20 protein-coding genes are annotated in these 23,688 nt (G+C 63.5%); 8 read left to right on the forward strand and 12 right to left on the reverse strand.

Features of this window, described 5'->3' with window-relative positions; all coding sequences use genetic code 11:
- The first annotated feature begins 16 nt into the window (after positions 1-16).
- Together HME9302_RS03250 and HME9302_RS03255 are read left to right on the forward strand one after the other, a co-directional pair.
- The gene (locus HME9302_RS03250) at positions 17-811 is read left to right on the forward strand and encodes a LysR family transcriptional regulator (protein WP_115365825.1); all 795 of its coding nucleotides are present in this window, start codon (positions 17-19) and stop codon (positions 809-811) included.
- A gap of 62 nt (positions 812-873) precedes the next feature.
- The gene (locus tag HME9302_RS03255) at positions 874-2,919 is read left to right on the forward strand and encodes a TonB-dependent receptor plug domain-containing protein (RefSeq protein ID WP_115365826.1); all 2,046 of its coding nucleotides are present in this window, start codon (positions 874-876) and stop codon (positions 2,917-2,919) included.
- Here HME9302_RS03255 and HME9302_RS03260 read toward each other — a convergent pair.
- From HME9302_RS03260 to tsaD, 9 genes are all read right to left on the reverse strand, one after another.
- The gene (locus HME9302_RS03260) at positions 2,916-3,923 is read right to left on the reverse strand and encodes a fumarylacetoacetate hydrolase family protein (RefSeq protein ID WP_115365827.1); all 1,008 of its coding nucleotides are present in this window, start codon (positions 3,921-3,923) and stop codon (positions 2,916-2,918) included. The two genes, HME9302_RS03255 and HME9302_RS03260, sit on opposite strands and share 4 nt — an antisense overlap.
- Positions 3,920-4,570: a maleylacetoacetate isomerase gene (maiA, locus tag HME9302_RS03265; protein WP_115365828.1), complete on the reverse strand. Its 651-nt coding sequence runs from the start codon at positions 4,568-4,570 to the stop codon at positions 3,920-3,922. Before maiA ends, HME9302_RS03260 begins: the two co-directional genes overlap by 4 nt.
- Before the next feature lie 8 nt (positions 4,571-4,578).
- Positions 4,579-5,763, reverse strand: a complete 1,185-nt coding sequence (locus HME9302_RS03270; protein WP_181815669.1) for an acyl-CoA dehydrogenase — start codon at positions 5,761-5,763, stop codon at positions 4,579-4,581.
- Between the two features lie 141 nt (positions 5,764-5,904).
- On the reverse strand, positions 5,905-7,854 hold the full coding sequence (acs, locus tag HME9302_RS03275; protein ID WP_407641308.1) for an acetate--CoA ligase: 1,950 nt from the start codon (positions 7,852-7,854) through the stop codon (positions 5,905-5,907).
- Between the two features lie 20 nt (positions 7,855-7,874).
- Positions 7,875-8,402, reverse strand: a complete 528-nt coding sequence (locus tag HME9302_RS03280; protein WP_115365830.1) for a helix-hairpin-helix domain-containing protein — start codon at positions 8,400-8,402, stop codon at positions 7,875-7,877.
- 141 nt (positions 8,403-8,543) lie between these two features.
- The gene (locus HME9302_RS03285) at positions 8,544-9,284 is read right to left on the reverse strand and encodes an OmpA family protein (RefSeq protein ID WP_115365831.1); all 741 of its coding nucleotides are present in this window, start codon (positions 9,282-9,284) and stop codon (positions 8,544-8,546) included.
- A gap of 112 nt (positions 9,285-9,396) precedes the next feature.
- Positions 9,397-10,953, reverse strand: coding sequence for a lipopolysaccharide biosynthesis protein (locus HME9302_RS03290; RefSeq protein WP_407641309.1), 1,557 nt, complete (start codon positions 10,951-10,953; stop codon positions 9,397-9,399).
- Positions 10,950-11,990: an NAD(P)H-dependent glycerol-3-phosphate dehydrogenase gene (locus HME9302_RS03295; RefSeq protein WP_115365832.1), complete on the reverse strand. Its 1,041-nt coding sequence runs from the start codon at positions 11,988-11,990 to the stop codon at positions 10,950-10,952. The genes HME9302_RS03290 and HME9302_RS03295 overlap by 4 nt, the downstream gene beginning before the upstream one ends.
- Positions 11,987-13,057: a tRNA (adenosine(37)-N6)-threonylcarbamoyltransferase complex transferase subunit TsaD gene (gene tsaD / locus HME9302_RS03300; RefSeq protein WP_115365833.1), complete on the reverse strand. Its 1,071-nt coding sequence runs from the start codon at positions 13,055-13,057 to the stop codon at positions 11,987-11,989. The genes HME9302_RS03295 and tsaD overlap by 4 nt, the downstream gene beginning before the upstream one ends.
- A 57-nt stretch (positions 13,058-13,114) precedes the next feature.
- Here tsaD and hemC point away from each other — a divergent pair, with 57 nt between their 5' ends.
- Genes hemC through HME9302_RS03320 form a run of 3 tightly spaced genes read left to right on the forward strand, consistent with a single transcriptional unit; the run spans position 13,115 to position 15,843 of the window.
- On the forward strand, positions 13,115-14,080 hold the full coding sequence (hemC, locus tag HME9302_RS03305) for a hydroxymethylbilane synthase (protein ID WP_115365834.1): 966 nt from the start codon (positions 13,115-13,117) through the stop codon (positions 14,078-14,080).
- 17 nt (positions 14,081-14,097) lie between these two features.
- Entirely contained in the window at positions 14,098-14,784 is a 687-nt protein-coding gene (locus HME9302_RS03310) for a uroporphyrinogen-III synthase (protein WP_115365835.1), read from the forward strand.
- A gap of 51 nt (positions 14,785-14,835) precedes the next feature.
- Entirely contained in the window at positions 14,836-15,843 is a 1,008-nt protein-coding gene (locus HME9302_RS03320; protein WP_230079849.1) for a mitofilin family membrane protein, read from the forward strand.
- Positions 15,844-15,872: 29 nt separating this feature from the next.
- Here the strand turns inward: HME9302_RS03320 and HME9302_RS03325 are convergent, their stop codons facing one another.
- A complete protein-coding gene (locus HME9302_RS03325; RefSeq protein ID WP_115367440.1) occupies positions 15,873-17,099 on the reverse strand; it encodes an FAD-dependent monooxygenase in 1,227 nt (408 codons plus the stop codon).
- Positions 17,100-17,134: 35 nt separating this feature from the next.
- Between HME9302_RS03325 and HME9302_RS03330 the strand changes: the two genes are divergently transcribed.
- Positions 17,135-19,216, forward strand: a complete 2,082-nt coding sequence (locus HME9302_RS03330; protein ID WP_230079850.1) for a protein-disulfide reductase DsbD family protein — start codon at positions 17,135-17,137, stop codon at positions 19,214-19,216.
- Positions 19,217-19,231: 15 nt separating this feature from the next.
- Here the strand turns inward: HME9302_RS03330 and HME9302_RS03335 are convergent, their stop codons facing one another.
- Positions 19,232-19,876, reverse strand: coding sequence for a hypothetical protein (locus HME9302_RS03335; protein ID WP_115365838.1), 645 nt, complete (start codon positions 19,874-19,876; stop codon positions 19,232-19,234).
- 2 nt (positions 19,877-19,878) lie between these two features.
- Positions 19,879-22,065, reverse strand: coding sequence for an excinuclease ABC subunit UvrB (uvrB, locus tag HME9302_RS03340; RefSeq protein ID WP_115367442.1), 2,187 nt, complete (start codon positions 22,063-22,065; stop codon positions 19,879-19,881).
- Positions 22,066-22,163: 98 nt separating this feature from the next.
- On the opposite strand from uvrB, the gene HME9302_RS03345 reads away from it, so the two are divergent.
- Both HME9302_RS03345 and HME9302_RS03350 read left to right on the forward strand, forming a co-directional pair.
- Positions 22,164-22,760: a DUF3617 domain-containing protein gene (locus tag HME9302_RS03345; RefSeq protein WP_115365839.1), complete on the forward strand. Its 597-nt coding sequence runs from the start codon at positions 22,164-22,166 to the stop codon at positions 22,758-22,760.
- 64 nt (positions 22,761-22,824) lie between these two features.
- Positions 22,825-23,640 (forward strand): esterase/lipase family protein, encoded by an 816-nt coding sequence (locus HME9302_RS03350; RefSeq protein WP_230079851.1) that lies wholly within the window; start codon positions 22,825-22,827, stop codon positions 23,638-23,640.
- The last annotated feature ends 48 nt before the right edge of the window (positions 23,641-23,688 follow it).

Here is a 23,688-nt window from a genome sequence, read left to right on the forward strand (position 1 = left end):
TAAGGGCCCTGTTGTCATGAAGCGTACCCATCTTCCCCTCAACGCGCTGCGCGTATTCGATGCAGCCGCGCGGCATTTGTCTTTCACCCGCGCGGCGGACGAGCTGGCGGTCACCCCCGCTGCTGTGGGCCAACAGATTCGCGCGTTGGAGGACCATCTCGGCACGGTGCTGTTCCGCCGAACATCGCGCGGTCTGGAACTGACGGACGAGGCGCTGGCCGGGCTTGACGCGCTGCGCGAAGGATTCCTGCGGTTCGAGGAAAGCGTGCAATCCATGCAGGCCGGGCAGGCCTCCGATCGGTACACTATCGCTGCGCCGCGCGAGTTCTACGCGCAATGGCTGGCTCCGCGCCTGGCCCGCTTCCGGACCGCGAATCCCGATATCCACTTTCAGCTCGTGGCGGACGAGAATGCGGATTTCACCGAAGCCAATCTCGATGTTGCAGTCAGGCTGGTGGATGGACCGGGCGAGCTGGAGGGTGTGGAACTGGCGCCAGCCCGCCGCGTGGTCGTGGCCGCGCCGGGTGCGCCCGACAGCTGGATCGACTGGCCCGGAGCGCCCTTGCCGGAAGGCGCAGAAGCGCAGGTGCAGGCCGGCAATGCCGGACAGGCTTTATCCAGTTCGCTGGCGGGTCTCGGCAAGGCGATTCTGCCATATTTGCTGGTGGAAGATGCGCTGGAAGATGGCCGCCTGACCGCGCTGGAGGGACCGGATGAGGGCCGCCGCGCATACTGGCTGGTCGCGCCGCTGCCGCAATGGCGGCAGAAAAAGGTCAAGGCACTGGTAGCCTCGCTGACCGCCGACGAGTGATCTCGCCGGGAGCAATGATCTCGCCCGGCCCTAAGTTTTTCTGAAAGCGCGCGTTCGCCTCTATGACAACAGACTTTATTTCCCTTCGCGCGCTCGCGGCCTCGCTTGTGTGTATCGGTGCCAGCCACACCAGCTTTGCGGCGGCGCAGGACGGTCTCGTCGAACCCGCCGATGCAGAAACAGAAATCGTGGTGACCGGCGAGGGACTGCCGGACACACCTGCCGCGCAAGCCTACGATGTCCAAGTGCTGGAGCGCGAGCAGATCATCGCCGCACCCTCCGGCCGGCTGGAGGATGCGCTGGCCCCCATTCCCGGGTTCCAGCAGTTCCGCCGCTCCGACAGTCGCAGCGCCAATCCGTCCGCGCAGGGTGCGACCCTGCGTGCGCTGGGAGGCAACGCCACCAGCCGTGCGCTGCTGCTGCTCGATGGGGTGCCGCAAACCAACCCGTTCTTCGGCTATATCCCGTTCAGTGCGTTGCCGCCCGAGCGGCTTTCGCAAATCCGCGTAAGACGGGGTGGGGGCTCCGGCCCGTTTGGAGCAGGCGCACTCGCTGGTACGATCGAACTGGAAAGCGCCGGGCCGGACGACCGGTCGCCAATCTATGGCAGCGCGTTGATAAACGACCGCGGCGAGACCGAGCTTGCCGCCAGCATCGCGCCGAAGCTCGGCAAAGGTTTTGCCGTCGTGTCGGGCCGGTGGGATCGGGGGCAGGGGTTCTTTACCACACCGGAAGACCAGCGCGTTCCAGCATCGGCACGCGCTGCGTTCGATGCATGGTCGGTGGAAGCGCGCGCAGTTGCCCCCATCGCCCCGGACACCGAATTGCAGGCGCGAATGGCATTGTTCGATGATGACCGGACGTTGCGGTTCGGCGGTGCCGATTCGTCCAGCAGCGGGCAGGATGCCAGCGTGCGCCTGGTCGGAACAGGCGACTGGGCCTTCGATGTGCTTGGTTATGTGCAGGCGCGCAATTTTTCCAACGTGGTCGTCAGCTCCACCCGGTTCGTGCCTGTTCTGGACCAGCGCAACACCCCTGCCACGGGCATTGGCGGCAAGCTGGAACTGCGCCCGCCGGTTGGCGATGACAGCATCCTCCGGCTTGGAGCGGATTATCGGCGTTCGGATGGCGAACTGTTCGAAACTGCCATCAGCGCCTTCACCGGCCGGGTGCGCGAACGCCGCAACGCCGGCGGCGTCACCAGCGATCTGGGTCTGTTCGCTGAATACGACCGGTCTTTCGGCGCTCTGACACTTACTGGCGGAGTACGCGCAGACCGCTACGCCATTACCGACGGGTTCTTTAACAGCCGCTCGGCCGGTGGCGGGTTCGTGTCGCAGGACAGATTCGCCGACCGCTCCGGATGGGAGCCATCCTTCCGCGGTGCTGCGTTGGCGACACTGGGCGGAGGTTTGAGCGTGCGGGCGGCAGCCTACACCGGCCTGCGCCTCCCGACCCTGAATGAGCTGTATCGACCCTTCGTCGTGTTCCCCGTCGTGACGCAGGCCAATGCGGCGCTGGAAATCGAACGGCTGGAAGGGTTCGAAGCCGGCATCGATTTTGCACCTGCACCCAAAATCAGGCTGGCAGTGACCGCCTTCGACAACCGGGTGAAGGACGCCATCGCCAATGTCACTATCGATACCAACCTGCGGCAGCGGCAGAATATCGATGCAATCGAGGCGCAGGGGATCGAGCTGACCGGTTCGGCCACTCATGGCGCGTTCTCGCTCGACGCCGCTTTGTCCTACACCGACGCCACCGCGCGCGGATCCGGCTTCGCCGCTGCACTGGATGGCAACCGCCCATCGCAGACGCCGCGCTGGTATGCCGGCGGATCGGTCAGCTGGCGTCCGGCGGCGGACTGGCTGCTGTCGCTTTCCGTGCGGCATATCGGCGACCAGTTCGAAGATGATCTGGAAACCACGGTCCTGCCCGCATTCACCACTCTGGGCGCTTACATACAGGTGCCATTGCGCAAGCAATTAGCTTTGGTTTTACGCGGGGAGAACCTGACCGACGCCGAGATCGTCACGCGCAATTCGGGCGGCAATCTGGATCTTGGCGCACCACGTACGATCTGGGGCGGGGTGCGCTTCGGCTTCTAAGCCTGCACCACGTCCTGTTCGATAGCGCCGAAGATCGAATGGCCGTCGGCATCGTCCATCCAGATTTTCACGCTGTCACCCGGCTGCATGAAGCGGGTCTTGGCCTCGCCGTCCGCAATCGTTTCGATCATGCGGATTTCCGCGATGCAGGCATAGCCCGCGCCCCCTTCCGCCACCGGTTTGCCCGGGCCGCCATCGGCGCCCTTGTTGGAAATCGTTCCGGAGCCGATAATCGTGCCAGCGGTCAGGGGCCGCGTCTTGGCTGCATGGGCGACCAGATCGGGCAGGTTAAACGTCGCATCCTCGCCCACTTCGGGACGACCGAACGCCTCGCCGTTGTAATCGATCTTCAGAGGTAGCTGGATCACGCCTTTGCTCCAGGCATCACCCAACTCGTCCGGGGTGATGGCAACGGGCGAGAAGGCGGAAGGCGGCTTGGACTGAAAGAAGCCAAACCCCTTGGCCAGTTCGCCCGGGATCAGCCCGCGCAGCGACACGTCGTTCACCAGCATGATAAGCTTGATGTGGCCCGCAGCGTCCTCGCTCGAAACGCCCATCGGAACATCGTCTACGATGCAGGCAACCTCGCCTTCCATGTCGCAGCCCCATGCGGTGTCCTTCAGGGGGATGTCGTCGCGCGGGGCGAGAAAGCCGTCGCTGCCGCCCTGATACATCAGCGGATCGTGGTAGAAACTGTCCGGCACTTCCGCGCCGCGTGCCTTGCGCACCAGTTCCACGTGATTGATGTAAGCGCTGCCGTCTGCCCATTGATAGGCGCGGGGAAGCGGGGAATGTGCCTCACGCTCGTGGAACCGCTGGCAAGGCACCGCCTCATGTTCCACATCGCGGGCGAGCGCTTCCAGCTTGGGCGCGCATTCGGCCCAGTTGTCGAGCGCGGCCTGGAGCGTCGGCGCAATGTTGTCCGCCGCGCAATACCGCGTCACGTCCTTCGACACGACAACGAGTTTGCCGTCACGACCGGATTTCAGGCTGGCGAGTTTCATAGGACTTTTTCCTTCTCAGGCGTGTCGGGCTGGTTATCGGGATGGGCGGCGATAAAGGCGGGCAGCGCAAGGCAGGCCTCCTCGATCGCAGTAATACGGGGCGAAGCGGCAAAATCGTAATCGAACCGGCGGGCATTGTAGACCTGGGGTAGCAGTACCGCCTCGAACAGGCCGGGACGATCAAACAGGAAGTCGCCGGTTTCCAGCTGTTCCAGACGTTGTTCAAGCGGCACCAGCGTTTTCTCCAACCAGTGCCGGTACCAGATCCCGACCGCTTCCTTGTCCTGTTCCAGCTCGTTCGTGAGATATTTCAGAACCGGCAGGTTTAGCGGCGCGTGAAGTTCGGTCGCAATCGCCATCGCCAGTTCGCGACAAATATACCGATCCTCGATATCGGCAGGAAGCAGGGGGCGTGCGGGATGCGCCTCGTCCAGCCATTCCAGGATCGCCATGGACTGCGCGCGGTCGCGCCCGCTGGCTTCAAGCATCGGCACACCTGCGAACGGGTTGCGCGCGCGGAAGGCATCGCCGCGCTGTTCCGATTTGAGCAGATTGACCGGCTCGATATCGTAATCGAGACCCTTCAGATTGAGGGCAATCCGCAGGCGGTAACTGGTCGAGCTGCGGTAATATCCGTATAGTTTCATCGTATCGTTCAAAATGCCGGAATGTCCGTAATGGCACGCCCCAGGATCAGAGCGTGCACGTCATGCGCGCCTTCGTAGGTGTTGACGGTTTCCAGGTTTACCATGTGGCGCATGACCTGGTATTCTTCGGAAATTCCGTTGCCGCCATGCATATCGCGCGACTGGCGCGCGATATCGAGCGCCTTGCCCACATTATTGCGCTTCACGATGGAGATCATTTCGGGCGCGAACTTGCCTTCGTCCATCAGCCGGCCAACCTGCAGCGAGCTTTGCAGGCCCATCGCGATGTCGGTCATCATGTCGGCGAGCTTTTTCTGGAACAACTGCGTTGCCGCGAGCGGTCTGCCGAACTGGTGCCGGTCGAGGCCATATTGGCGGGCCGCGTGAAAACAGAACTCCGCCGCGCCCAGCGCGCCCCATGAAATGCCGTAGCGCGCGCGGTTGAGACAGCCGAACGGCCCTTTCAGCCCGGCCACATCGGGCAGGATCGCGTCGGCGGGAAGCTTAACCTCGTCCATCACGATCATGCCGGTGGTGCTGGCGCGCAGCGACAGCTTGCCCTCGATCTTGGGCGCGGATAGTCCCTTCATTTCTTTGTCGAGCACAAAGCCTTTGATCGCGCCATCATGCGCCTCGCTTTTGGCCCAGACGACAAACACATCCGCGAACGGCGCGTTGGAAATCCACGTCTTGCTGCCCGAAAGCGAGTAGCCGTCGCCGTCCTTTTTGGCGTAGGTTTTCATACCGCCGGGATCGCTGCCTGCGTCGGGCTCTGTCAGGCCGAAACAGCCGATAAGTTCGCCCGAAGCGAGGCCGGGCAGGTATTTTTTGCGTTGGTCTTCGGTGCCGAAGTCCTGGATCGGGTACATGACCAGGCTGGATTGAACAGAGGCCATCGAACGGTAGCCGCTATCGACCCGCTCGATCTCACGCGCGACGAGGCCGTAGGAGACGTAGGATGCGCCCGCGCCGCCATATTCTTCCGGTACGGTAACGCCCAGCAGGCCCGCTTCGCCCATCATCGGGAACAGTTCCGGCGCGTCCACCTCATCGCGGAAGGCGTCGATTACGCGGGGCTGCAATTCGCCTTGTGCAAAGCCGCGTGCGGCATCGCGGATCATGCGTTCTTCGTCGGAAAGTTGGCTTTCCAGATTGAACGGATCTTCCCAATCGAAACGTGCCATGCCGGCCATATGTGTTCTTCCTTTTCCGCCGTATGCCTTTGCAGGGGGCGGGCGGCGGGGCAAGGGGCACGGCGGGATTTTTGGTTTAAGGGGGAGGCTCTCTTGCGCTTCCAGATCCCGCTCGACACGAGCGGATAGGGAGGTGGTTCGTCAGCTTGCCGGTCGGCCCGCCACCAGATGTTCGACCACCTCAGGATCGGCCAGAGTGCTGGTGTCTCCCAGATTGGCGACGTCGCCTTCTGCAATTTTGCGCAGAATACGGCGCATGATCTTGCCGCTTCGTGTCTTGGGGAGTGCGGGCGCGAATTGCAGCACGTCGGGCGTGGCGATCGGGCCGATTTCCTTGCGGACCCACTGGACCAGTTCGGCACGCAGGCTGCCGTCTGAGTCGACCCCGGCATTTGGCGTGACATAGGCGTAGATGCCCTGTCCCTTCACCTCATGCGGCATTCCCACGACAGCGGCTTCTGCGACCGACGGGTGGGCGACGAGCGCACTTTCCACTTCGGCGGTGCCCATGCGGTGGCCCGACACGTTGATGACATCGTCGATCCGGCCGGTGATCCAGTAATAGCCATCCTCGTCACGCCGCGCGCCATCGCCGGTGAAATAGGAGCCGGGGAAGGTGCTGAAATAGGTCTGGAAGAACCGCTCGTGGTCGCCATAAACGGTTCGCATCTGGCCGGGCCAGCTGGCTTTGATGACCAGCGCGCCTTCCGCTGCACCTTCCAGTTCTTTGCCATCATTGTCGACCAGTGCAGGCTGTACGCCGAACATAGGGAGGGTGGCGCTACCGGGTTTCAAGGGCGTCGCGCCGGGCAGGGGCGTAATCATCGCGCCGCCGGTTTCGGTCTGCCACCAAGTGTCGACGATCGGGCAACGGCCATCGCCGATGACGTTGTAATACCAGTTCCATGCCTCGGGATTGATCGGTTCGCCGACCGTCCCAAGCAGCCGGAGCGACTTGCGGCTGGTTGCGGTGACATAACCGTCCCCCTCACGCATCAAAGCGCGCAAGGCCGTGGGTGCCGCGTAGAAAATCTCCACGTCGTATTTGTCCACGATCTGCCAGAACCGCGATTGGTCGGGAAAGTTCGGCACGCCTTCGAACATCACCTGCGTCGCTCCATTGAGCAGCGGGCCATATACGACGTAGCTGTGTCCGGTGACCCAGCCGACATCGGCGGCGCACCAATAGACAGGCATCGAGCCATCGGCGTTCGGTTGGTAATCGAACACATATTCATGCGTCATGGAAGTCCACACGGCATAACCGCCGGTGGTGTGCAGCACGCCCTTGGGCTTGCCGGTAGAGCCGCTGGTGTAGAGGATGAACAGCGGGTCTTCCGCGTCCATTTCCTCCGCCGGGCAATCGTCCGGCACTCCGGCGACCGCTTCCGCCCAATCGATATCGCGGCCTTCCACCATCGGTACGTCCGCGCCGGTGTGACGCAGCATGATGACCGTGCTGGCCGACGCTTTCTCCAGCGCCGCATCGACATTTGCCTTCAGCGGCACGCGCTTGCCCCCGCGCAGGCCCTCGTCGGCGGTAATCACGATATCGCTTGCGCAATCCTCGATCCGGCCGGCCAGCGCCTCGGGTGAGAACCCTGCGAACACCACAGAATGCACCGCTCCGATCCGCGCGCAGGCGAGCATCGCCACGGCAGCCTCTGGCACCATCGGAAGGTAGATCGTCACACGGTCGCCCTTCGTGACCCCGCGAGCTTTCAGCAGGTTGGCGAAGCGGCAGACGTCCCGGTGCAACTGCGCGTAGGTGATGCGGCGCGCATCAGTCTGTGGGTCGTCCGGCTCCCACAGAATAGCGACCTGACTGCCGCGTTCGGCCAGATGCCGGTCAAGGCAGTTGGCCGCCATATTGAGCGTGCCGCCGGTGAACCACGCAATCCCGAAATCACGTTCGTCGAAACTGGCATCCTGCACCGTATCGAACGATGTTATCCAGTCGATCCGCTGCGCTTCTTCGCGCCAGAATGCGTCGCTGTCCTCGATGGACCGGCGGTATTTTGCGCGGTAGCCGTCCGCGTCGATCAACGCGTTGGCGGCCCAGTGGGGAGGAACTGGATGGGTGCTGGACATGATTGGTCTCCCTCCGGTTGTCAGACTGCGCCGAATTTTGCGCGGAACCCGGCCTCGTCATTATCGGCGAGATAGCGGGCCTGCGTGCGCCAGTCGTCACGCTCGATGCGTCCGGCGAAGCGACCGAGCTGGCCGTCGATGCGGGCCACATCGGCGTCCGTCCAAGCGGCAATCTGCGCGAAAGTGGTTATTCCCATACCGCGCAGTGTCATTGCAAGTTTCGGCCCCACGCCCTTCATACGAGTCAGATCGTCGCCGTCTGTTGCTGCCGGTGCGGAAGTACCAACAGGCGCGCCAGCTACCTGCCGCGCGGCGACGGTTGCGGGTATGGCTGTCCCGGCCAGGCCGGTCGGCACTGCGGAGGCGGGCGGCGCATCGATCAGCGCCTGATTGCGGGCGGCGGCGTCGGCACCTTCGTCCAGCACGTCGGTCCGGGTCGTTTCCACCTTGGTGCGGCGCAGGGCGACAAACAACCACCATGCGACCAGCAGGCCGATTACCAATGCCGCCACCAGCAGCGGCCAGTTCGTTTGGACCAGTTCGATCATCGTGCGTTCCGTGCAAGAGGTAGGGAGAAATCCGGGGCCGCAATCATTCACGCGCTCCCCATAACAGCCAGCCGATCCCGATGCCTGTCGCATAGGCGGCAATCGCGAGTACCAGCAATTCGATCCAGATCGGCATTCAGGCTACCTCGCGCTGGGGGTGTCGATGGGGGTGGGCTGGATCGGAACGGTGGTTATCACGGAAAAGTCGATCCGCCGGTTTGCCGGATCGGCAGGGTCCAGACCCTCGACCGGTGCCGACGATCCGACCCCGGTAGCGCGCAAGCCGTCGCGCGGGATGCCGCGTGCCACCAATGCCTCGCGCACGGCGGCCGCGCGTTCCTGCGATAACGCGATGTTACGCGGTTCCTCACCCGAACTGTCGGTATGGCCGGTGACCGCGATGATGCTGCCGAGACACGGGCGCAATGCGGCAGCGACCTCGTCGAGCAATTCCACGCTGCCACCCTCGATGGTGCTGCTGGATTCCTCGAACCGGATGGTCCGCGCGCCCAGCAGGGCCTGCACATCGTCCTGGCAGTGCATCGGAGTGAACACCTGCTTGCCGCGTTCCGCCACCATCGTGCCATCGGCCCAGCGAATGCCGCCCATTCCGGGCACCGCGGCCACGGCATTGGCGACGGCCTGGCGGGTCGCCTCGTCTAGCGCTCCTCCGCCGGAGAGCGTCGGGTGGCGCGAGGGGGAGCCGTCGAAACTGGTGAAGTCCGCCACGACACCCGTGCCGCCTGCATCGGTGATGGCGCCGGTTGCCGACGCGTGCAGTTCGGCGGCAAGCTCGGTGTCCGTGATCTCGCCTGCAAAACCTGCCAGCGCAGCGACCGCGATGGCACCAGCGGTGATGATGAGAGTGGAGCGGACAGGCATGCTGCATGCTCTAGCAAAAAGGTGCGAGGGCAAAAGGGCAAATCCGCCTTGCACGATATTTCGCATGTCCGCCGTGGTGAAACAGGGACGCTGCCGCAGTGCGAGCGAAGTGTCAGGAAGCTTCCGCCGCTTCCTCCCCACCGGCGATGTTCTTACGAAACAGCACCCGATCCTCCGGCCCGAACCCGCGATGCCATATGACGAAACCGTATGTGGCAAGGATGGCGGGAATGCCTATCAGCAGCTCCAGCCATTCGGGCAGGAACGTGGCGGCATAGCCAACAGCCACAGCGGGCGCGGTGGCGTATACCAGTGCCCAGCGCCAGTTGTTGATGCGGTGCCCCAGCAGGCGACCAAGTAGCCAAGCTTTCACCAGCGATGCCGTGCCCAGTGCGATCATCAGGGCCAGTCCAGCACCGGCGGCCTTGTACGCTTCGGGCCAGGCGTAGGCTTCGACTGCCAGCATGATGCCGACCGTCAGCGCGGCCTGAAAGCCGATGGTAGCGATGGATATCCACAGATTGCGGACGCGCGCCATATAGACTAGTGCCGCTTCCGAAACGACGGCGGTCGCGGCCACAACTTCTGCCATCAGCAGGAAGGCGAGTGCGGCGGTCCCGCCCACGAAGTTCGGACCGACCAGGCCCATGACAGCCTCGCCGGGTATACCGAGCGCCAGCGCGATGCCCGCCTGCGCGGCAAGAATCCAGAACCCCACCTGACAAAGCTGGCGCGCAATGGCGCCGTAATTGTTCGTCTTCAGGTTCTTGGTAATAACCGGGCCGAGGATAGGCTCGAAGCTGGTTTTCAGTTTTTGCGGCAGGCTCGCCACCTGCTGCGCCACGTAATAGACACCGACAGCAGCCGGTGCCGCAAACAGGCCGAGGATGAAGATATCGATCCTGCGCGTGCCCCATTCGATGGCATCGGCGGTGGCAAGCGGCAGCGCGCGCATCGTCATCTTGCCCATGGCGCGCAATTGCGGCGTCCATGCCTTTGGCAGGCCGTAGGTGCGCAGGAACGGCCACAAGCCGGTCAGAAGCCCGGCATAGATCGACAGGATATAGGCAAGGCTCAGACCGTCTTCCGGTGCGATGAAATAGAACGCGCCTGCGCCGATGCTGATCGCCCACGGTTCGACGATTGCGCGGGCGCGCACGGTGGTTGCGATGTCATAGCGATAGGCCTGCGCCGCCAACACAATCTCCGTCAGCGCATAGGCTGGGATGGCCAGCACCAGCATCTGGTCGATCAGGGAATATTCGCCGCTCGGGAACATCGGCGCGGGCACGAACCAGAAAAACAGCGCCGCCAGAGTGCCAAAGATGGTGGCGAGCAGGATGGCGTCGAACACTGTATTTGCCGGGCGCGCTTCACTGTTTGCCAACCGCTGCGCCAGTCCGCGTTTTTCGCCCATGGAACACATTAGCGCCGTCAGCTCGATGACCACCAGCGCGCTGGCGAAGCGGCCCAGCTCCTCCGCGCCGTAAAGCCGCCCGGCAATAAACAGGAACGGGATGCGGGCCGCGAGGCGCAGCAGGAAGCCGAAGAAATTGGTGCGCCCGCCCTTGGCCAGCGCGGCGATATCCTGACCGTCCTCACCGGAAGCCGCCGCAGCAGACCCGCTTCCCAGGGTTCGCGGATGTACCGGATTGTCCGGTTCGCTCACGCAGGCGCGCCTTCTTCGCCGGACACTTCTCGGCGGAGCGGGCGGGCCAGCAGCGCTTCCACGATCACTGGTGCAGGCGCACCTTTCAGCACTTCGTCCACCGCCGAAACGATCGGCATCGGTACGCCGTGCTTGCGGGCCAGTTCAGCCAGCACCGGCGCAGTGTGCGCGCCTTCGGCTACGGTCGTGCGGTCCTGCATTAGTGAAGTGGGGTCTGTCCGCTCGCCATTACCCTGCGCGCCCAATTCGCCCAGCGTCTTGCCGAGCGAAAAATTGCGGCTGGCCGTGCTGGAACAGGTCAACACCAAATCCCCCAAACCACACAGCCCCGCCAGCGTTTCGGCCCGCGCACCCAGTGCCTCCCCAAAACGCAGCATTTCGGCATAGCCGCGTGCGATCAAGGCTGCGCGGGCGTTCTGGCCAAGGCCGAGACCTTCGACGACACCGCACGCAATCGCGAGGACGTTCTTTACCGAGCCGCCAATCTCGGTTCCGGTCAGATCGTCGGAGTAATAGGGCCGGAAGGCGGGCCGCGCGATATCTGGCGAAATGCGATCCCATTGCTCCTCGCCGCCGGAACAGGCGAGCGTTACCGCCGTAGGCAGACCTGCTGCGACCTCATGCGCGAAAGTGGGTCCGGAAAGGACCGCTACTGCGCTGACCGGCGCAGCGTCCCTTGCCACTTCGTTCATCAGCCGCCCGGTGGCGCGTTCGATACCCTTGCTGCACAGGATCAGGTCGCGCGGCTGGGTGGTCAGACTGCCGAGGACTGCTCCCAGATGTTGTGCCGGGGTTACGGCGAGCACGGTGTCTATGCCTGCCAGATCGGTCACGTCGCCGGTGGCGGTGATATTGGGGTGTAACTCGATGCCGGGCAGGAAGTGATCGTTGCGGTTATATGCGCCTATATCGGCCACCACCTCGGGTTCACGTGCCCATAGCGTGACCGCGCGGCCATCACTGGCGAGCATCTGCGCCAGCGCAGTACCCCAGGCCCCTGCGCCAATCACGGCGACCGGATTTTGCGTCTCGCTCATGCTTTAACTCCAGCTCCGCGCGCAGGGGCGGCATCGGGATCGAGCGGCCAGCGCGGACGGGCCATGATGTCCAACGGATCGGACTGGCCGAGCCGCTCGCAGCCCGCCCAGGCAATCATCGCGGCATTATCCGTACACAGCGCCATCGGCGGCGCGGAAAAGCCGATGCCGCGCGCGCTGGCAAAGTCACCAAGAGCGCTGCGCATGGCGGCATTGGCAGCCACTCCGCCAGCCACCACCAGTGCTGGAATGTCGGGCATGGTATCCAGTGCGATGCGCAGCCGGTCGGTCACACATTCGATTGCGGCTTGCTGGAAGGATGCAGCAATATCGGCGTCAGAATAGGCCACGCCTTTGCTACCGGCCTGCGCATCCTTGGCGCGCATCACCGCGCTTTTCAGTCCGGCAAAGCTGAAATGCGGTTCGCCGCTGCCGACCAGCGGGCGCGGCAGTTTCACCGCGTTCGGATCACCTTGCAAGGCGAGCTTTTCCACCGCCGGTCCGCCAGGATAGCCCAAGCTCAGGATCTTGGCGGTCTTGTCGAACGCCTCGCCCAAGGCATCGTCGATAGTGGTGGCAAGGCGGGTGTACCGGCCTACGCCGTCGACCCGCAATATCTGGCAATGCCCGCCCGATACCAGCAGCAATGCATAGGGGAAATCCAGCTCCGGATCGGCGAGACGCGGACTGAGCGCATGACCTTCCAGATGGTTTATCGCGATCAGCGGGACGTCCGTTGCCATGGCCAGCGCCTTTGCACTTACCAGGCCGACCATGACCCCGCCGATCAGCCCCGGCCCGGCGGTCGCTGCAATCGCGTCGAGGTCGCTCAGCGCCAGTCCGGCATCTTCCAGCACAGCCTTCACCAGCGGCGTGACCCGTTCGGCATGAGCGCGGGCGGCGATTTCGGGGACGACACCGCCATAGGGTGCGTGTTCGGCGTCTTGCGAGGCTATCCGCTGCGCGATTATGCGCCGGTCGTCATCCGCATCATCGGGCCCGCCAATGGCAACAAGTGCGGCCGCGGTTTCGTCGCAGCTCGATTCAATTCCCAGCACGATTGCCATGCCGCTTTCCCTGCACCTGTTGCGAAGCTAGGGCAAGCATCGCAATAGGCAGGCTACATGACCGAAAACAATCCCACTCCATCCTCTACCGCCATTCAGCTGCGCCTCGGCACGCGGCAGTCGCCGCTGGCGATGGCGCAGGCGGAGGAAGCACGCAGGCGCCTGTGTGCGGCCCATGGATGGGAAGAGGGTGCCGTTGAACTGGTTCCGGTGGTGGCAAGCGGCGACAAGATCCAGGATCGCGCTCTGGCGGAGATTGGCGGGAAGGCCCTGTGGACGCGCGAGCTCGACATCTGGCTGGACGAAGGACGCATCGATGCGGCGGTGCATTCCATGAAGGATGTGGAGACCATCCGCCCGCCGCGTCTTGTGATCGCTGCCATCCTGCCGCGCGCGGACCGGCGCGATGTACTGGTGGGCGCGTCGTCCATCGCCGCCATCCCGCATGGTGCCAAGATCGGCACCAGTGCACCGCGCCGCGCCGCGCAGATGCTGAACCTGCGGCCCGATTGCGAAGTCGTGCTGTTTCGCGGAAACGTCGCCACGCGGTTGGCCAAGCTGGCGGCGGGCGAGGCGGATGTGACGCTGCTTGCCGCAGCCGGGCTTGAGCGGTTGGGAGAAACGGACACGGGCGCCGCGCTCGACCTGGATGAATTCCTATCCGCTCCTGCGCAGGGTGCAATCGGGCTGGAATGCCGCGCCGACGATACCCGTACGCTGAAGCTGCTGTCCGCAATCGATCACGAAACCAGTCACACCGAAATCCTGACCGAGCGCGCGCTCCTCTCCGCTCTGGAAGGCAGTTGCCACAGTCCGATTGCTGCATCCGCTGTTAAGAATATCGATGGTAGGGTCAATTTACGTGCCGTAATCTTCAGTCCCGACGGGTCGGATCGTGTGGCCGGCGAAGTCGCGTTCGCCGCGTCGCTATCGGACCCGGTCGGGCCGGTGGCGGATTTTGCCGCCGATCTCCTGAAGCGCGCAAAGCCTGCAACACGCGCCGTATTCGGCCAAATGCAGTAGAACGGAATTAAAAGCCCATGCGACAGACGCAGCCGGTGCTCTGCATCAGACCCGAACCCGGACTGACCGCCACCCGCCGCAATGCGGCAAAGGCTGGCATCGAGGTCAAGGGCCAACCGATGTTCGCCATCCGCAGCGTATCCTGGGACCCACCCGAAGGCCGCTTCGATGCGATTTTGGCTGGTAGCGCGAACGTCTTTCGCAAGGGCGGGCCGGGGCTTGCATTGTACAAAGACCTGCCGGTTCACGCGGTAGGGCAAACCACCGCCGAACTCGCCCGCCAGCACGGGTTCACCGTTGCCTCGATCGGGCGCGGTGGGTTGCAATCCGTGCTCGATGCGCTGGGGGGCGGGGTGCTTCACCTGTTACGATTGTGCGGGCGTGATCGGGTCGAATTGTCGGTGCATGAAGCCGTTTCGGTCACCGACCGGGCAGTTTACGAAAGTGCGCCCCTTCCCATGCCGGCTGAAATGGGCGCGATCCTGCGCGATGGCGGCGTCGTGCTGCTACATTCGGCCGCTGCGGCGCGACATTTTGCGGAGCAGATCGACCGCCTGCGAATCCATCGCGGCAACATCGCACTGGTGGCGCTTGCGCCCGCCATTGCCGTGGCGGCCGGTAACGGCTGGCGCGCTGTTCTGGTGGCGGAAACGCCCGACGATACCGCGCTGCTGGCCTTGGCCGCGCAGTTGTGCCACGATTAATCGGTAGCCAGCATTGGCTGCAACCGCGCATCGGCGCCGTCTGGCAAGGGTATGATGGACAGCTTCACTTCAGGAACTTCAGGCAATGCTGCAGATCGCGGCACGACACCGGATGATACGCCGGATGCCGGATCGACCGCTTCGTCGGCCAAGCCAACGGCAAAACAGGCGGGAGCCGTTTCGGTCCGCACAATGATCGGCCTGATTGCAGCCGCGTTTCTGGCGGGCGCCGTGCTGCTTGCAGTGTTGCTCCATTTTTCAGGCTACACATCCGACCGGCCCGAGACCGCACAAATCTCGACCCAGCAGAAACTTGCCGCAGACAGCGCCAGTATCGACGCCGCGCTGGAGGCTGGCGCTGCTGACGAGCCGGAGGCGCTGGACGAAACGCAGGCCGTCGAAGCGGTTGAGGCAGCTGAGCGGGTGGCCGAAACGCAAGGTGGGTTGGACCAGCGACTGGCAGCTGCGGAACAGCGGATCGGGCGCCTCGACCTGCAGGCGCAGGCTGCGTCGGGCAATGCGGCGCGAGCGGAAGGCCTGCTGATTGCGTTTGCCGCGCGCCGCACGCTCGATCGCGGCGCCGAACTTGGGTATCTTGCGGACCAGTTGCGGTTGCGGTTCGGGGACGCCAAACCCAACGCAGTGCGCGCCGTAATAGAGGGCGCGCGCGATCCGGTTACTCTGGATGGGCTGATCGCCCGGCTCGACGGGCTGGCTCCGGTACTGGAAACGCGCGAGGAAGAGCTGAGCTTTGCCCGCCTGCGCCGCGAACTGGGCGAAGTCTTCGTCGTCCGACGCGAAAACACACCGTCACCCCAACCCCGCCGCCGTCTGGAGCGCGCGCGGTTTTTCCTTGAAAGCGGACGCGTGCCGCGCGCGATTCAGGAAGTGCAGCAATTGCCCGGCGCGGCAAGCGCGCAGGACTGGATTACCGACGCGCAGCGTTACGCCCGGATCAGGGAAGCGTTGGACCTGCTGGAGACGACAGCGATACTGGAAACCCGCCAGTTGCGCGATGCCGATGCACAGCGGGTGGAGCAGCCAAGCCCAGCGCAATAAGCGGGGTCCGCGCCACTTATCCGCAATATCTATCCTCGCAGCAATTCCGGCAGATCGCCCGAAACGCCGCGCGCCTCGTTCATGAACCAGTCTTTCAGCATCGGCGCGCGCTGGATGCCTGCCATTCCCAAGCGGCGGACGGCAGAGGCACCTCGGCCCGGAATACCGAACAGCCGCGTCAGGCCGTCGGTTGCAAGCGCCACGGAAAAGGCGTCCAGCCCGCGCCAGTTTTCGTAACGCGCCAGCAATTGGGCGTCACCCGGCTCCAGCCCCAGCCGAAGCCCGTCATCCAGCACTTCCACCAACGCGCCAACATCGCGCAGGCCCAGGTTCAGGCCCTGTCCGGCGATGGGGTGGATGCCGTGCGCGCTGTCTCCGATCAAGGCTAGCCGCTCCGCCGTGATTTTGGCCGTGTGGTGGAAGCCCAGCGGCCAGGAACTACGCGGGCCTGCCTCAGTAATTTTGCCGAGGATACCGTCCATCCGCATTTCCGCTTCTGCGATGAAAGCCCGGTCGCCCAGTTTCAAGCTGCCGGCGGCGTCTTTTTCGTCCACCGTCCAGACCAGCGCGCTGCGATGACGGCCCTGTTCGTCATCGAGCAGAGGCAGCAGCGCGAACGGCCCTGCGGAATAGAAGATTTCCCACGCCACATGATCGTGCGGTTTTTCGTGGATCAACCCGGAAATGATGGCGCGGTGGCGGTAATCCCACTTCGCGATGGCGAGCCCGGCTTCGTCCCGTGTGGGGGAGCCGCGCCCTTCCGCGCCGACCAGCAACGCACCTTCCAGAACCGTTCCGTCCGCCAGGGTTGCCGACACCCCATGCTCGCCGCGATGTCGCGCCACCACCTCAGCACCGGGGTGCCAGTTTATGAGTGGTTCATCCTGCGCGGCATCGAACATCGCCTTGCGCAACTGCCGATTGGCGAACATCCGGCCCAGCGATCCCTCGCCTTCGCCCGGCTGGAAGTCGATCCGGCCCGGTCGCATGGCGTCGGTGACGGCAATCTTGGAAATCGGGCTGGCGAACGGCGCCAGCGCTTCGGCAAGACCGATATTCTTGAACAGGTTCCAGCTGGCAGTGGAAATGGCGGACGCACGGCCATCGAAGCCTTCCGCCATTTGTGCGGCCGGATCGGCGCGGTCTACAACATGGCTAGTCATCCCCTTGTTCGCGGCTGCCAGTGCCAGCGTCATGCCGACCAGCCCGCCGCCCAGTATGACCAGGTCGTTCCGCTTCGCGTGCGCCGCGTTCATGCCGTTTTCCATTCCAAAATCATCGCATGAACCCTATGGCCACCGGCACGATGCGCGCAAGCACCTTCCCGTTTTACCAACTTTTATCGGCCATGCTGGTTTTGTTGTCCGCTGCTTGCTGGCCGGGCATGTCGGCGGCCCGAGGCGAGACCAATCTCGCTGCCGAACTTGTCCCTTCGGGCGCTGCCGTTCCGGGTGAAACGCTGGAACTCGCGATCCGCTTCACACCGCGTACGCCGGAATGGCATGGCTACTGGTCCAATCCGGGCGATGCGGGGATCGGGATGCAGCTCGACTGGCAGCTGCCGGACGGATGGAAAGCGGGAGAGCCCGACTATCCCGTACCGCGCCGGCTACTCATTGCGGGGCTGATGAACCACGTTTACGAAGGGGAGTATGCAGTTCTGGTGCCCATAACGGTTCCAGAAAGCGCGCAGCCCGGATTGGTGCAGGCCATATCGGTAAATGCGCAATGGCTTGCCTGCACCGACCAGATCTGTGTGCCCGAAGGGGGTGTCCTGACCGCTGATGTCAAAGTGGCCGCAAAACCGGGCGCGGCAGCCCGCCAGTTCGCACAATGGCGCGCTGCGGTTCCGCCGATGCTGGACGCGGAAGGCCGGTTCGACCGGCAAGGCGGTACCCTGCGGATAGCCATACCGCTGGCAGAAGCCGCCGTGCTGAGCGATCCGCATGTGTTCCTCGCAACCGAAGATCTGGTGCGGTATTCCGCCGCCCAGACTTTCCGGCGGCAGGGCGATGTTCTGGTGGCGGAAATACCGCTTGATGGCGATCCCGTCCTTCCCGACACGGTAAGCGGCATTCTGGCTTTTGCAGATGGCGAAGGTGTTCGCTTTGAGGCCGAGGTCGGGATTGTGCCTTCGAGCCTGCCGCTGTTCGCAGCCGCTGATAGCCAAGTTGGCGACTTCTGGCTTGTCCTGCTGGCGGCGCTGGCGGGCGGGTTGTTGCTCAACATCCTGCCTTGCGTGTTTCCGATCCTCAGCCTGAAAGCCCTGTCGCTGGTGCGCGCCGGTGGGAGCGAGCGCACAGCAAGGCGCGAAGGTGCGGCCTATCTGGCAGGCACCACCGCAATGACGTTGGGATTAGGCGCTCTGTTACTGGTCCTGCGCGCCGGTGGGGAGCAGGCTGGGTGGGCTTTCCAGTTGCAGGAACCGGCAATTATCGCAGCCCTGCTGGTACTGATGGTGGCAATCACCGCCAATCTGGCCGGGCTGTTTCACCTGCCCAGCCTGTCCTTCTCTCGTCAGACGGGTGCGAGTGGCGCGTTCGGTACCGGGTTATTGGCGGCTTTCGTGGCGACGCCATGCACGGGTCCGTTCATGGCGGCGGCGCTGGGCGCGGCTTTGCTGCTGCCGAACTGGCAGGCGATGGCCCTGTTCGGGATGCTGGGAGTAGGGCTGGGGCTGCCGTTCCTGCTAATCGGCTTCGTCCCGTCGCTGCGCCGGATGCTACCCAAACCGGGGGCATGGATGGAGACATTCCGCAAGCTGATGGCGGTACCCATGGCGCTGACGGCGGCGGCTTTGGTGTGGCTTTGCTGGCGGATCGGGGGCGCTGCATTCGCAGGACTCGCGGTGGCGTTGGCTTTCCTGCTGACTCTCGCCATGGCGCGCGCATCGCAGCGCAGGATGGCGGGCAAGCATGTTCTTGGCGGCACGGTCGCCCCTGCTCTGGTGCTGTCTGTAGCGGCGATCTTCGTAATGTCGCGCGTCGTTGCTGGCGGCACGACTGCTACAGAGATCGAAAGCGTGCTGGACACCGAGCCATTTTCCGCCGCTGCCTTGGCCGAGGCGCGCGCAGGAAGTAGGCCGGTATTCGTATGGATGACCGCCGATTGGTGCGTCACCTGCAAGATCAACGAAAGCGTTGCCATCGAACGTCAGGCAACGCGGGAGGCGTTCGAAGCCGCAAATGTCACCGTATTGCGCGGCGACTGGACCCGGCGCGATGCTGAAATTGGGGCGTATATAGCCGAGCAGGGCGCGGCCGGGGTGCCGCTCTATATCTGGTACGACGATGGCGGGCCGGGCAGGAAATTGCCGCAATTGCTGGGGCAGGATGCGCTGGTCGAACTGGCCGAAGCGAGTGCCGCTCGTTGAGAGTGGCGCTGGAAGCTAGTCCAGGTCCTCCTGCTCCATTTCCTCCTCCGGCGCGTCCTGTTCCAAATCTTCCGTTTCTGCACCCAGATCCTGTTCGGGAGGTGCGGCGCGGCATTGGCTGACAAGTTCGCCGGGCAACGGGCTGGCGTTCAATTTGACCAGGCCGGCGCCCGGTACTGTTACCGTAACATCGCGCGGCCCGGTCAGGACGTTAAACTCCGTCCGGTCCGCCGCATCCACGCCGCGCCACAGCCACGCCCGGCCGTTATATTCCGCATCGACCGGCACACGGGCGACATGGCCGTTGCCAACCAGTGCCATCAGCGCCTGTGCCTTGGCATCTGCCCGTGCAAAGCGGGTGAATTCGAGTTGCCCGGTGCCATCATCGGCGGCGGAACATTCCAGTGCCAGCAGAGGCGCTGCGCCGGGTACGCCGTAAACCAGCCGCGCATCGATACCCGGGCGCAAATCGGTGGCAACCCAGACTGCGCCTTCTGTATCGGGAGAGGGCAACGGCTCGCTTGCGAAATCGCGGCTTTCCGCAAGGTCCACCCGCTCGACATAGCCGTCCGCCGCCGGCGGGGCGCACGCGGTAACAGCGCCTGCCGTCAGTGCTACCACACCGCATTTTCGCCACATGCTGGCCCCCATACTGGCCATTATCACTTGCCCCAGCGCTTTTTCTTCTGGCCGTAACGGGTCTTGCGGGTGCCGGGTTTGCCTTCGTTGCTGCGACCCACCTTCGGCGCCTTGTGTTCCAGTTCGGGCAGGCCGAGCTCGTCATTTTCGAGAGAGCGGATTTCGTCTCGCAACCGTCCGGCCGTCTCGAATTCAAGATCGGCGGCCGCGGCGCGCATCTGTTTTTCCAGATCCTCGATATAGGCGCGCAAATTGTGGCCGACCAAATTTGCCGGTGCGTTGTCGTCATCGGCATTCGACATGCCGTCATTCGCAGCGGAGATCGAAACGATATCGGCAATGCCGCGCGTAATCGTGCGCGGCGTGATGTCGTGTTCTTCGTTATAAGCGCGCTGTTTTTCCCGCCGACGCTCGGTTTCTGCCATGGCGCGTTCCATGCTTCCGGTAATCCGATCAGCATAGAGGATAACCTTCCCATCCACGTTGCGCGCCGCGCGCCCGATGGTCTGGATCAGGCTGGTTTCGGAGCGGAGGAAGCCTTCCTTGTCCGCATCGAGGATCGCCACCAGCCCGCATTCGGGAATGTCCAATCCCTCACGCAGCAGGTTGATGCCGACCAGCACGTCATACACGCCCAGCCGCAGATCACGGATCAGCTCGATCCGCTCCAGCGTTTCCACGTCGGAGTGCATGTAGCGGACTTTCAGCCCGGCCTCGTGCATGAACTCGGTAAGGTCCTCGCTCATCCGCTTGGTCAGCGTGGTGACAAGCGTGCGGTAGCCGTTGGCGGCAACTTTGCGGCATTCCTCGATACAATCCTGCACTTGGTCTTCCACGGGCCGGATTTCGATCGGCGGGTCGATCAGGCCGGTCGGGCGAATGACCTGTTCGGCAAACACACCGCCGGTCTGCTCCATCTCCCACCCGCCCGGAGTTGCGGAGACAGCAAAGGTCTGCGGCCGCATCGCGTCCCACTCGTTGAAGCGCAAGGGGCGGTTGTCGATACAGGATGGTAGGCGGAAGCCATATTCGGCGAGCGTCAGCTTGCGGCGATGATCACCTTTCGCCATCGCGCCGATCTGCGGCACGGTCTGGTGGCTTTCATCGACGAACAGCAGCGCGTTTTCCGGCAGATATTCGAACAAGGTCGGTGGCGGTTCGCCGGGCAGGCGACCGGTCAGGAAACGCGAGTAGTTCTCGATCCCTGCGCAGCTTCCGGTCGCAGCAATCATTTCGAGGTCAAAATTGGTGCGCTGCTCCAACCGCTGCGCTTCCAGCAGCAAGCCTTCTTCTTGCAATTCCTTCAGCCGTTCGGTCAGTTCGAACTTGATGGCGCTGGCGGCCTGCTTCATCGTCGGGCCGGGTGTGACGTAGTGCGAATTGGCATAGATGCGCACAGTCTTGAGGCTGGCGCCCTTCTTGCCGGTCAGCGGATCGAATTCGTGAATTTCCTCGATATCGTCACCGAAGAAGCTGATGCGCCAAGCCATGTCTTCATAATGGCTGGGGTATATCTCCAGATTGTCGCCGCGGACACGAAAATTGCCGCGCCCGAACCCGGCATCGTTGCGCTTGTATTGCAGCGCCACCAGCTTGCGAATGAGTTCGCGCTGGTCGACTGTTTCGCCCGCCTTGATATCGAAGATCATGGCGGAATAGGTTTCGACAGAGCCGATCCCGTACAGGCACGATACCGATGCCACGATAATTACATCGTCGCGTTCCAGCAGGGAGCGTGTGGCCGAATGACGCATCCGGTCGATCGCCTCGTTTACCGAGCTTTCCTTCTCGATATAGGTGTCCGACCGCGCGACATAGGCTTCCGGTTGGTAGTAATCGTAATAACTGACGAAATACTCGACCGCGTTGTTGGGAAAGAAGCTCTTGAATTCGCCGTATAGCTGGGCGGCTAGGATCTTGTTGGGTGCCAGGATTAGCGCGGGCCGCTGCGTTGCCTCGATCACCTTGGCCATGGTGAAAGTCTTGCCGCTGCCGGTGACGCCCAGCAACGTCTGCGTCTGTTCGCCGTCCTTCACGCCCTGAACGAGTTCCGCAATCGCGCGTGGCTGGTCGCCTGCTGGCGAATAATCCGACACCAGTTCGAACTTACGGCCGCCCATCGATTTGTTGGGTCGTACGGGTTTGTGCGGTTTGAATTCGCCCGTGGTGTCGGGTTCCTCCAAGCCTCTGCGAATAACCAGTTCTGCCATGGCGGACCATATGGGGAACAGCGGCGGCCGGGGCAAGCGGCCGCGTGAAGCTGTCACCGCCGGGGTCGCCAGCATCTTGGCAAGCTCCTTGGCAAGCGATGCCACGCGCGGTAGCCTGCCGGTCGGCTACCGACGATTTTGGAGACCTGGCGATGCGCTATTCCTACGCAGTTATTCTCGCATTCGCGCTTACACTCGCCGCGTGCGGCAGCGATCCGGCGACGCCAATGGACGAGGAAGAATTGCTGGCGCGTGCGGACGCTTTGGTGATGCCGAAGGCCGGTCTCTACAACGCGAGCACCGAAATGCTGGAATTCGATGTTGCCGGCCTCCCGCCGCAGCAAGCCGACCGGATGAAGGACATGATGTCCGGCATGCGCGGGGCACCGCAATCCTATTGCCTGACGCAGGCCGATGTGGAGGGCGGTTTCAAGGAATCGCTTCGCCGCCTGAACCAGAAGCAGGGCGAAAGCTGCGACTTTACCGCGTTCGAAACCGATGGCGACGACGTAGATGCCGCAATGTCATGCTCGGTCCCGGGTGGCGGCACGGCGGACATCGAGATGGACGGCACGGTCAGCGCGGAACAGCAGGATATGGTCATGACCATCACCACGTCGAGCAGCATGATACCCGGAGGCAAGATGACGATGAAGATGCGAACGACTGCAGAATATAGCGGCCCCTGCGGCTGACTGTTCTTCAGTCGCGATCGGCTGGTTCATGGGCAGTATAAGCAGGCGCTCACATAAACCGGGCATGGCTTTCAGCAATCTGACATTGCGGCGTTCCGCAACCTCCCCGCCGGTAGCCATGGCGAGTGCGACCGGAACTTTAGCGCCAACGGACGCCATCGGGTTTCGCACCCGGCTCGCGCTTGCAAGCGAACGGCCTGCCGTTCCCGAACCACGCCCGCCCGTATGGCGGATGATGGCGGAACTTGAATATATGGCCGAACCGGTGCGTCGCCGGTTCCGCAAGATCGACGTCCCGCGCGCCGCCCATCCGCGCACGGTCATGATCCTGCCAGGTTTCGCCACAACACCGTGGCGGATGCGCTATCTCGCCGTGCAGCTGGAGCGGGCAGGGCATACCGTCAGGCGCTGGGGCCTCGGCACGAATTGGGGACCGACGCCTGAAAACGTTTCCTTTCTCGAAGGACGGCTGGCGACATTGTCCGAATTGTCGGGCGACAAGGTATCGCTGGTCGGCTGGAGCCTGGGTGGGCTGTTCGCGCGCGAGCTTGCCCGCAGGCGCCCTGCGAATGTGGCGAAAGTCATCACGATGGGTACGCCGTTTTCTGGTAGCCCGCGCGCCAACAACGCCTGGCGCGCGTATCAATTCGTTACCGGCCACAGCGTGGATGCGCCCCCGATCACGGGTGATGTAGCGATCAAGCCACCCGTGCCTACGGTAGCGTTATGGAGTCCGCGCGACGGTATTATTGCGCCGCGTGCCGCCTGCGGCAGGCAGGGCGAACGGGATCGCGCGATTGCCCTGCGGTGCACGCATATGGGCTTTTCCTTCAGCCGGGAGGCGATTGAAACTCTGGCGGCGGAACTGGACGCGCCCTGAAGGCTTGGTAAGGGGAAGCGCGCTGCATTTCCGCAAGGCGCGCTGCAT

The organism is Alteripontixanthobacter maritimus (genome assembly GCF_003340475.1).
Taxonomy (GTDB): Bacteria; Pseudomonadota; Alphaproteobacteria; order Sphingomonadales; family Sphingomonadaceae; genus Alteripontixanthobacter; species Alteripontixanthobacter maritimus.

What these genes read in the sequence shown, in the direction of transcription:
- HME9302_RS03250 (WP_115365825.1), top strand. Translation starts at nt 17, where the DNA reads ATGAAGCGTACCCATCTTCCCCTCAACGCGCTGCGCGTATTCGATGCA.
- HME9302_RS03255 (WP_115365826.1), top strand. Translation starts at nt 874, where the DNA reads ATGACAACAGACTTTATTTCCCTTCGCGCGCTCGCGGCCTCGCTTGTG.
- HME9302_RS03260 (WP_115365827.1), bottom strand. Translation starts at nt 3,923, where the DNA reads ATGAAACTCGCCAGCCTGAAATCCGGTCGTGACGGCAAACTCGTTGTC.
- maiA (WP_115365828.1), bottom strand. Translation starts at nt 4,570, where the DNA reads ATGAAACTATACGGATATTACCGCAGCTCGACCAGTTACCGCCTGCGG.
- HME9302_RS03270 (WP_181815669.1), bottom strand. Translation starts at nt 5,763, where the DNA reads ATGGCCGGCATGGCACGTTTCGATTGGGAAGATCCGTTCAATCTGGAA.
- acs (WP_407641308.1), bottom strand. Translation starts at nt 7,854, where the DNA reads ATGTCCAGCACCCATCCAGTTCCTCCCCACTGGGCCGCCAACGCGTTG.
- HME9302_RS03280 (WP_115365830.1), bottom strand. Translation starts at nt 8,402, where the DNA reads ATGATCGAACTGGTCCAAACGAACTGGCCGCTGCTGGTGGCGGCATTG.
- HME9302_RS03285 (WP_115365831.1), bottom strand. Translation starts at nt 9,284, where the DNA reads ATGCCTGTCCGCTCCACTCTCATCATCACCGCTGGTGCCATCGCGGTC.
- HME9302_RS03295 (WP_115365832.1), bottom strand. Translation starts at nt 11,990, where the DNA reads ATGAGCGAGACGCAAAATCCGGTCGCCGTGATTGGCGCAGGGGCCTGG.
- tsaD (WP_115365833.1), bottom strand. Translation starts at nt 13,057, where the DNA reads ATGGCAATCGTGCTGGGAATTGAATCGAGCTGCGACGAAACCGCGGCC.
- hemC (WP_115365834.1), top strand. Translation starts at nt 13,115, where the DNA reads ATGACCGAAAACAATCCCACTCCATCCTCTACCGCCATTCAGCTGCGC.
- HME9302_RS03310 (WP_115365835.1), top strand. Translation starts at nt 14,098, where the DNA reads ATGCGACAGACGCAGCCGGTGCTCTGCATCAGACCCGAACCCGGACTG.
- HME9302_RS03320 (WP_230079849.1), top strand. Translation starts at nt 14,836, where the DNA reads ATGATGGACAGCTTCACTTCAGGAACTTCAGGCAATGCTGCAGATCGC.
- HME9302_RS03325 (WP_115367440.1), bottom strand. Translation starts at nt 17,099, where the DNA reads ATGAACGCGGCGCACGCGAAGCGGAACGACCTGGTCATACTGGGCGGC.
- HME9302_RS03330 (WP_230079850.1), top strand. Translation starts at nt 17,135, where the DNA reads ATGGCCACCGGCACGATGCGCGCAAGCACCTTCCCGTTTTACCAACTT.
- HME9302_RS03335 (WP_115365838.1), bottom strand. Translation starts at nt 19,876, where the DNA reads ATGGCCAGTATGGGGGCCAGCATGTGGCGAAAATGCGGTGTGGTAGCA.
- uvrB (WP_115367442.1), bottom strand. Translation starts at nt 22,065, where the DNA reads ATGGCAGAACTGGTTATTCGCAGAGGCTTGGAGGAACCCGACACCACG.
- HME9302_RS03345 (WP_115365839.1), top strand. Translation starts at nt 22,164, where the DNA reads ATGCCACGCGCGGTAGCCTGCCGGTCGGCTACCGACGATTTTGGAGAC.
- HME9302_RS03350 (WP_230079851.1), top strand. Translation starts at nt 22,825, where the DNA reads ATGGCTTTCAGCAATCTGACATTGCGGCGTTCCGCAACCTCCCCGCCG.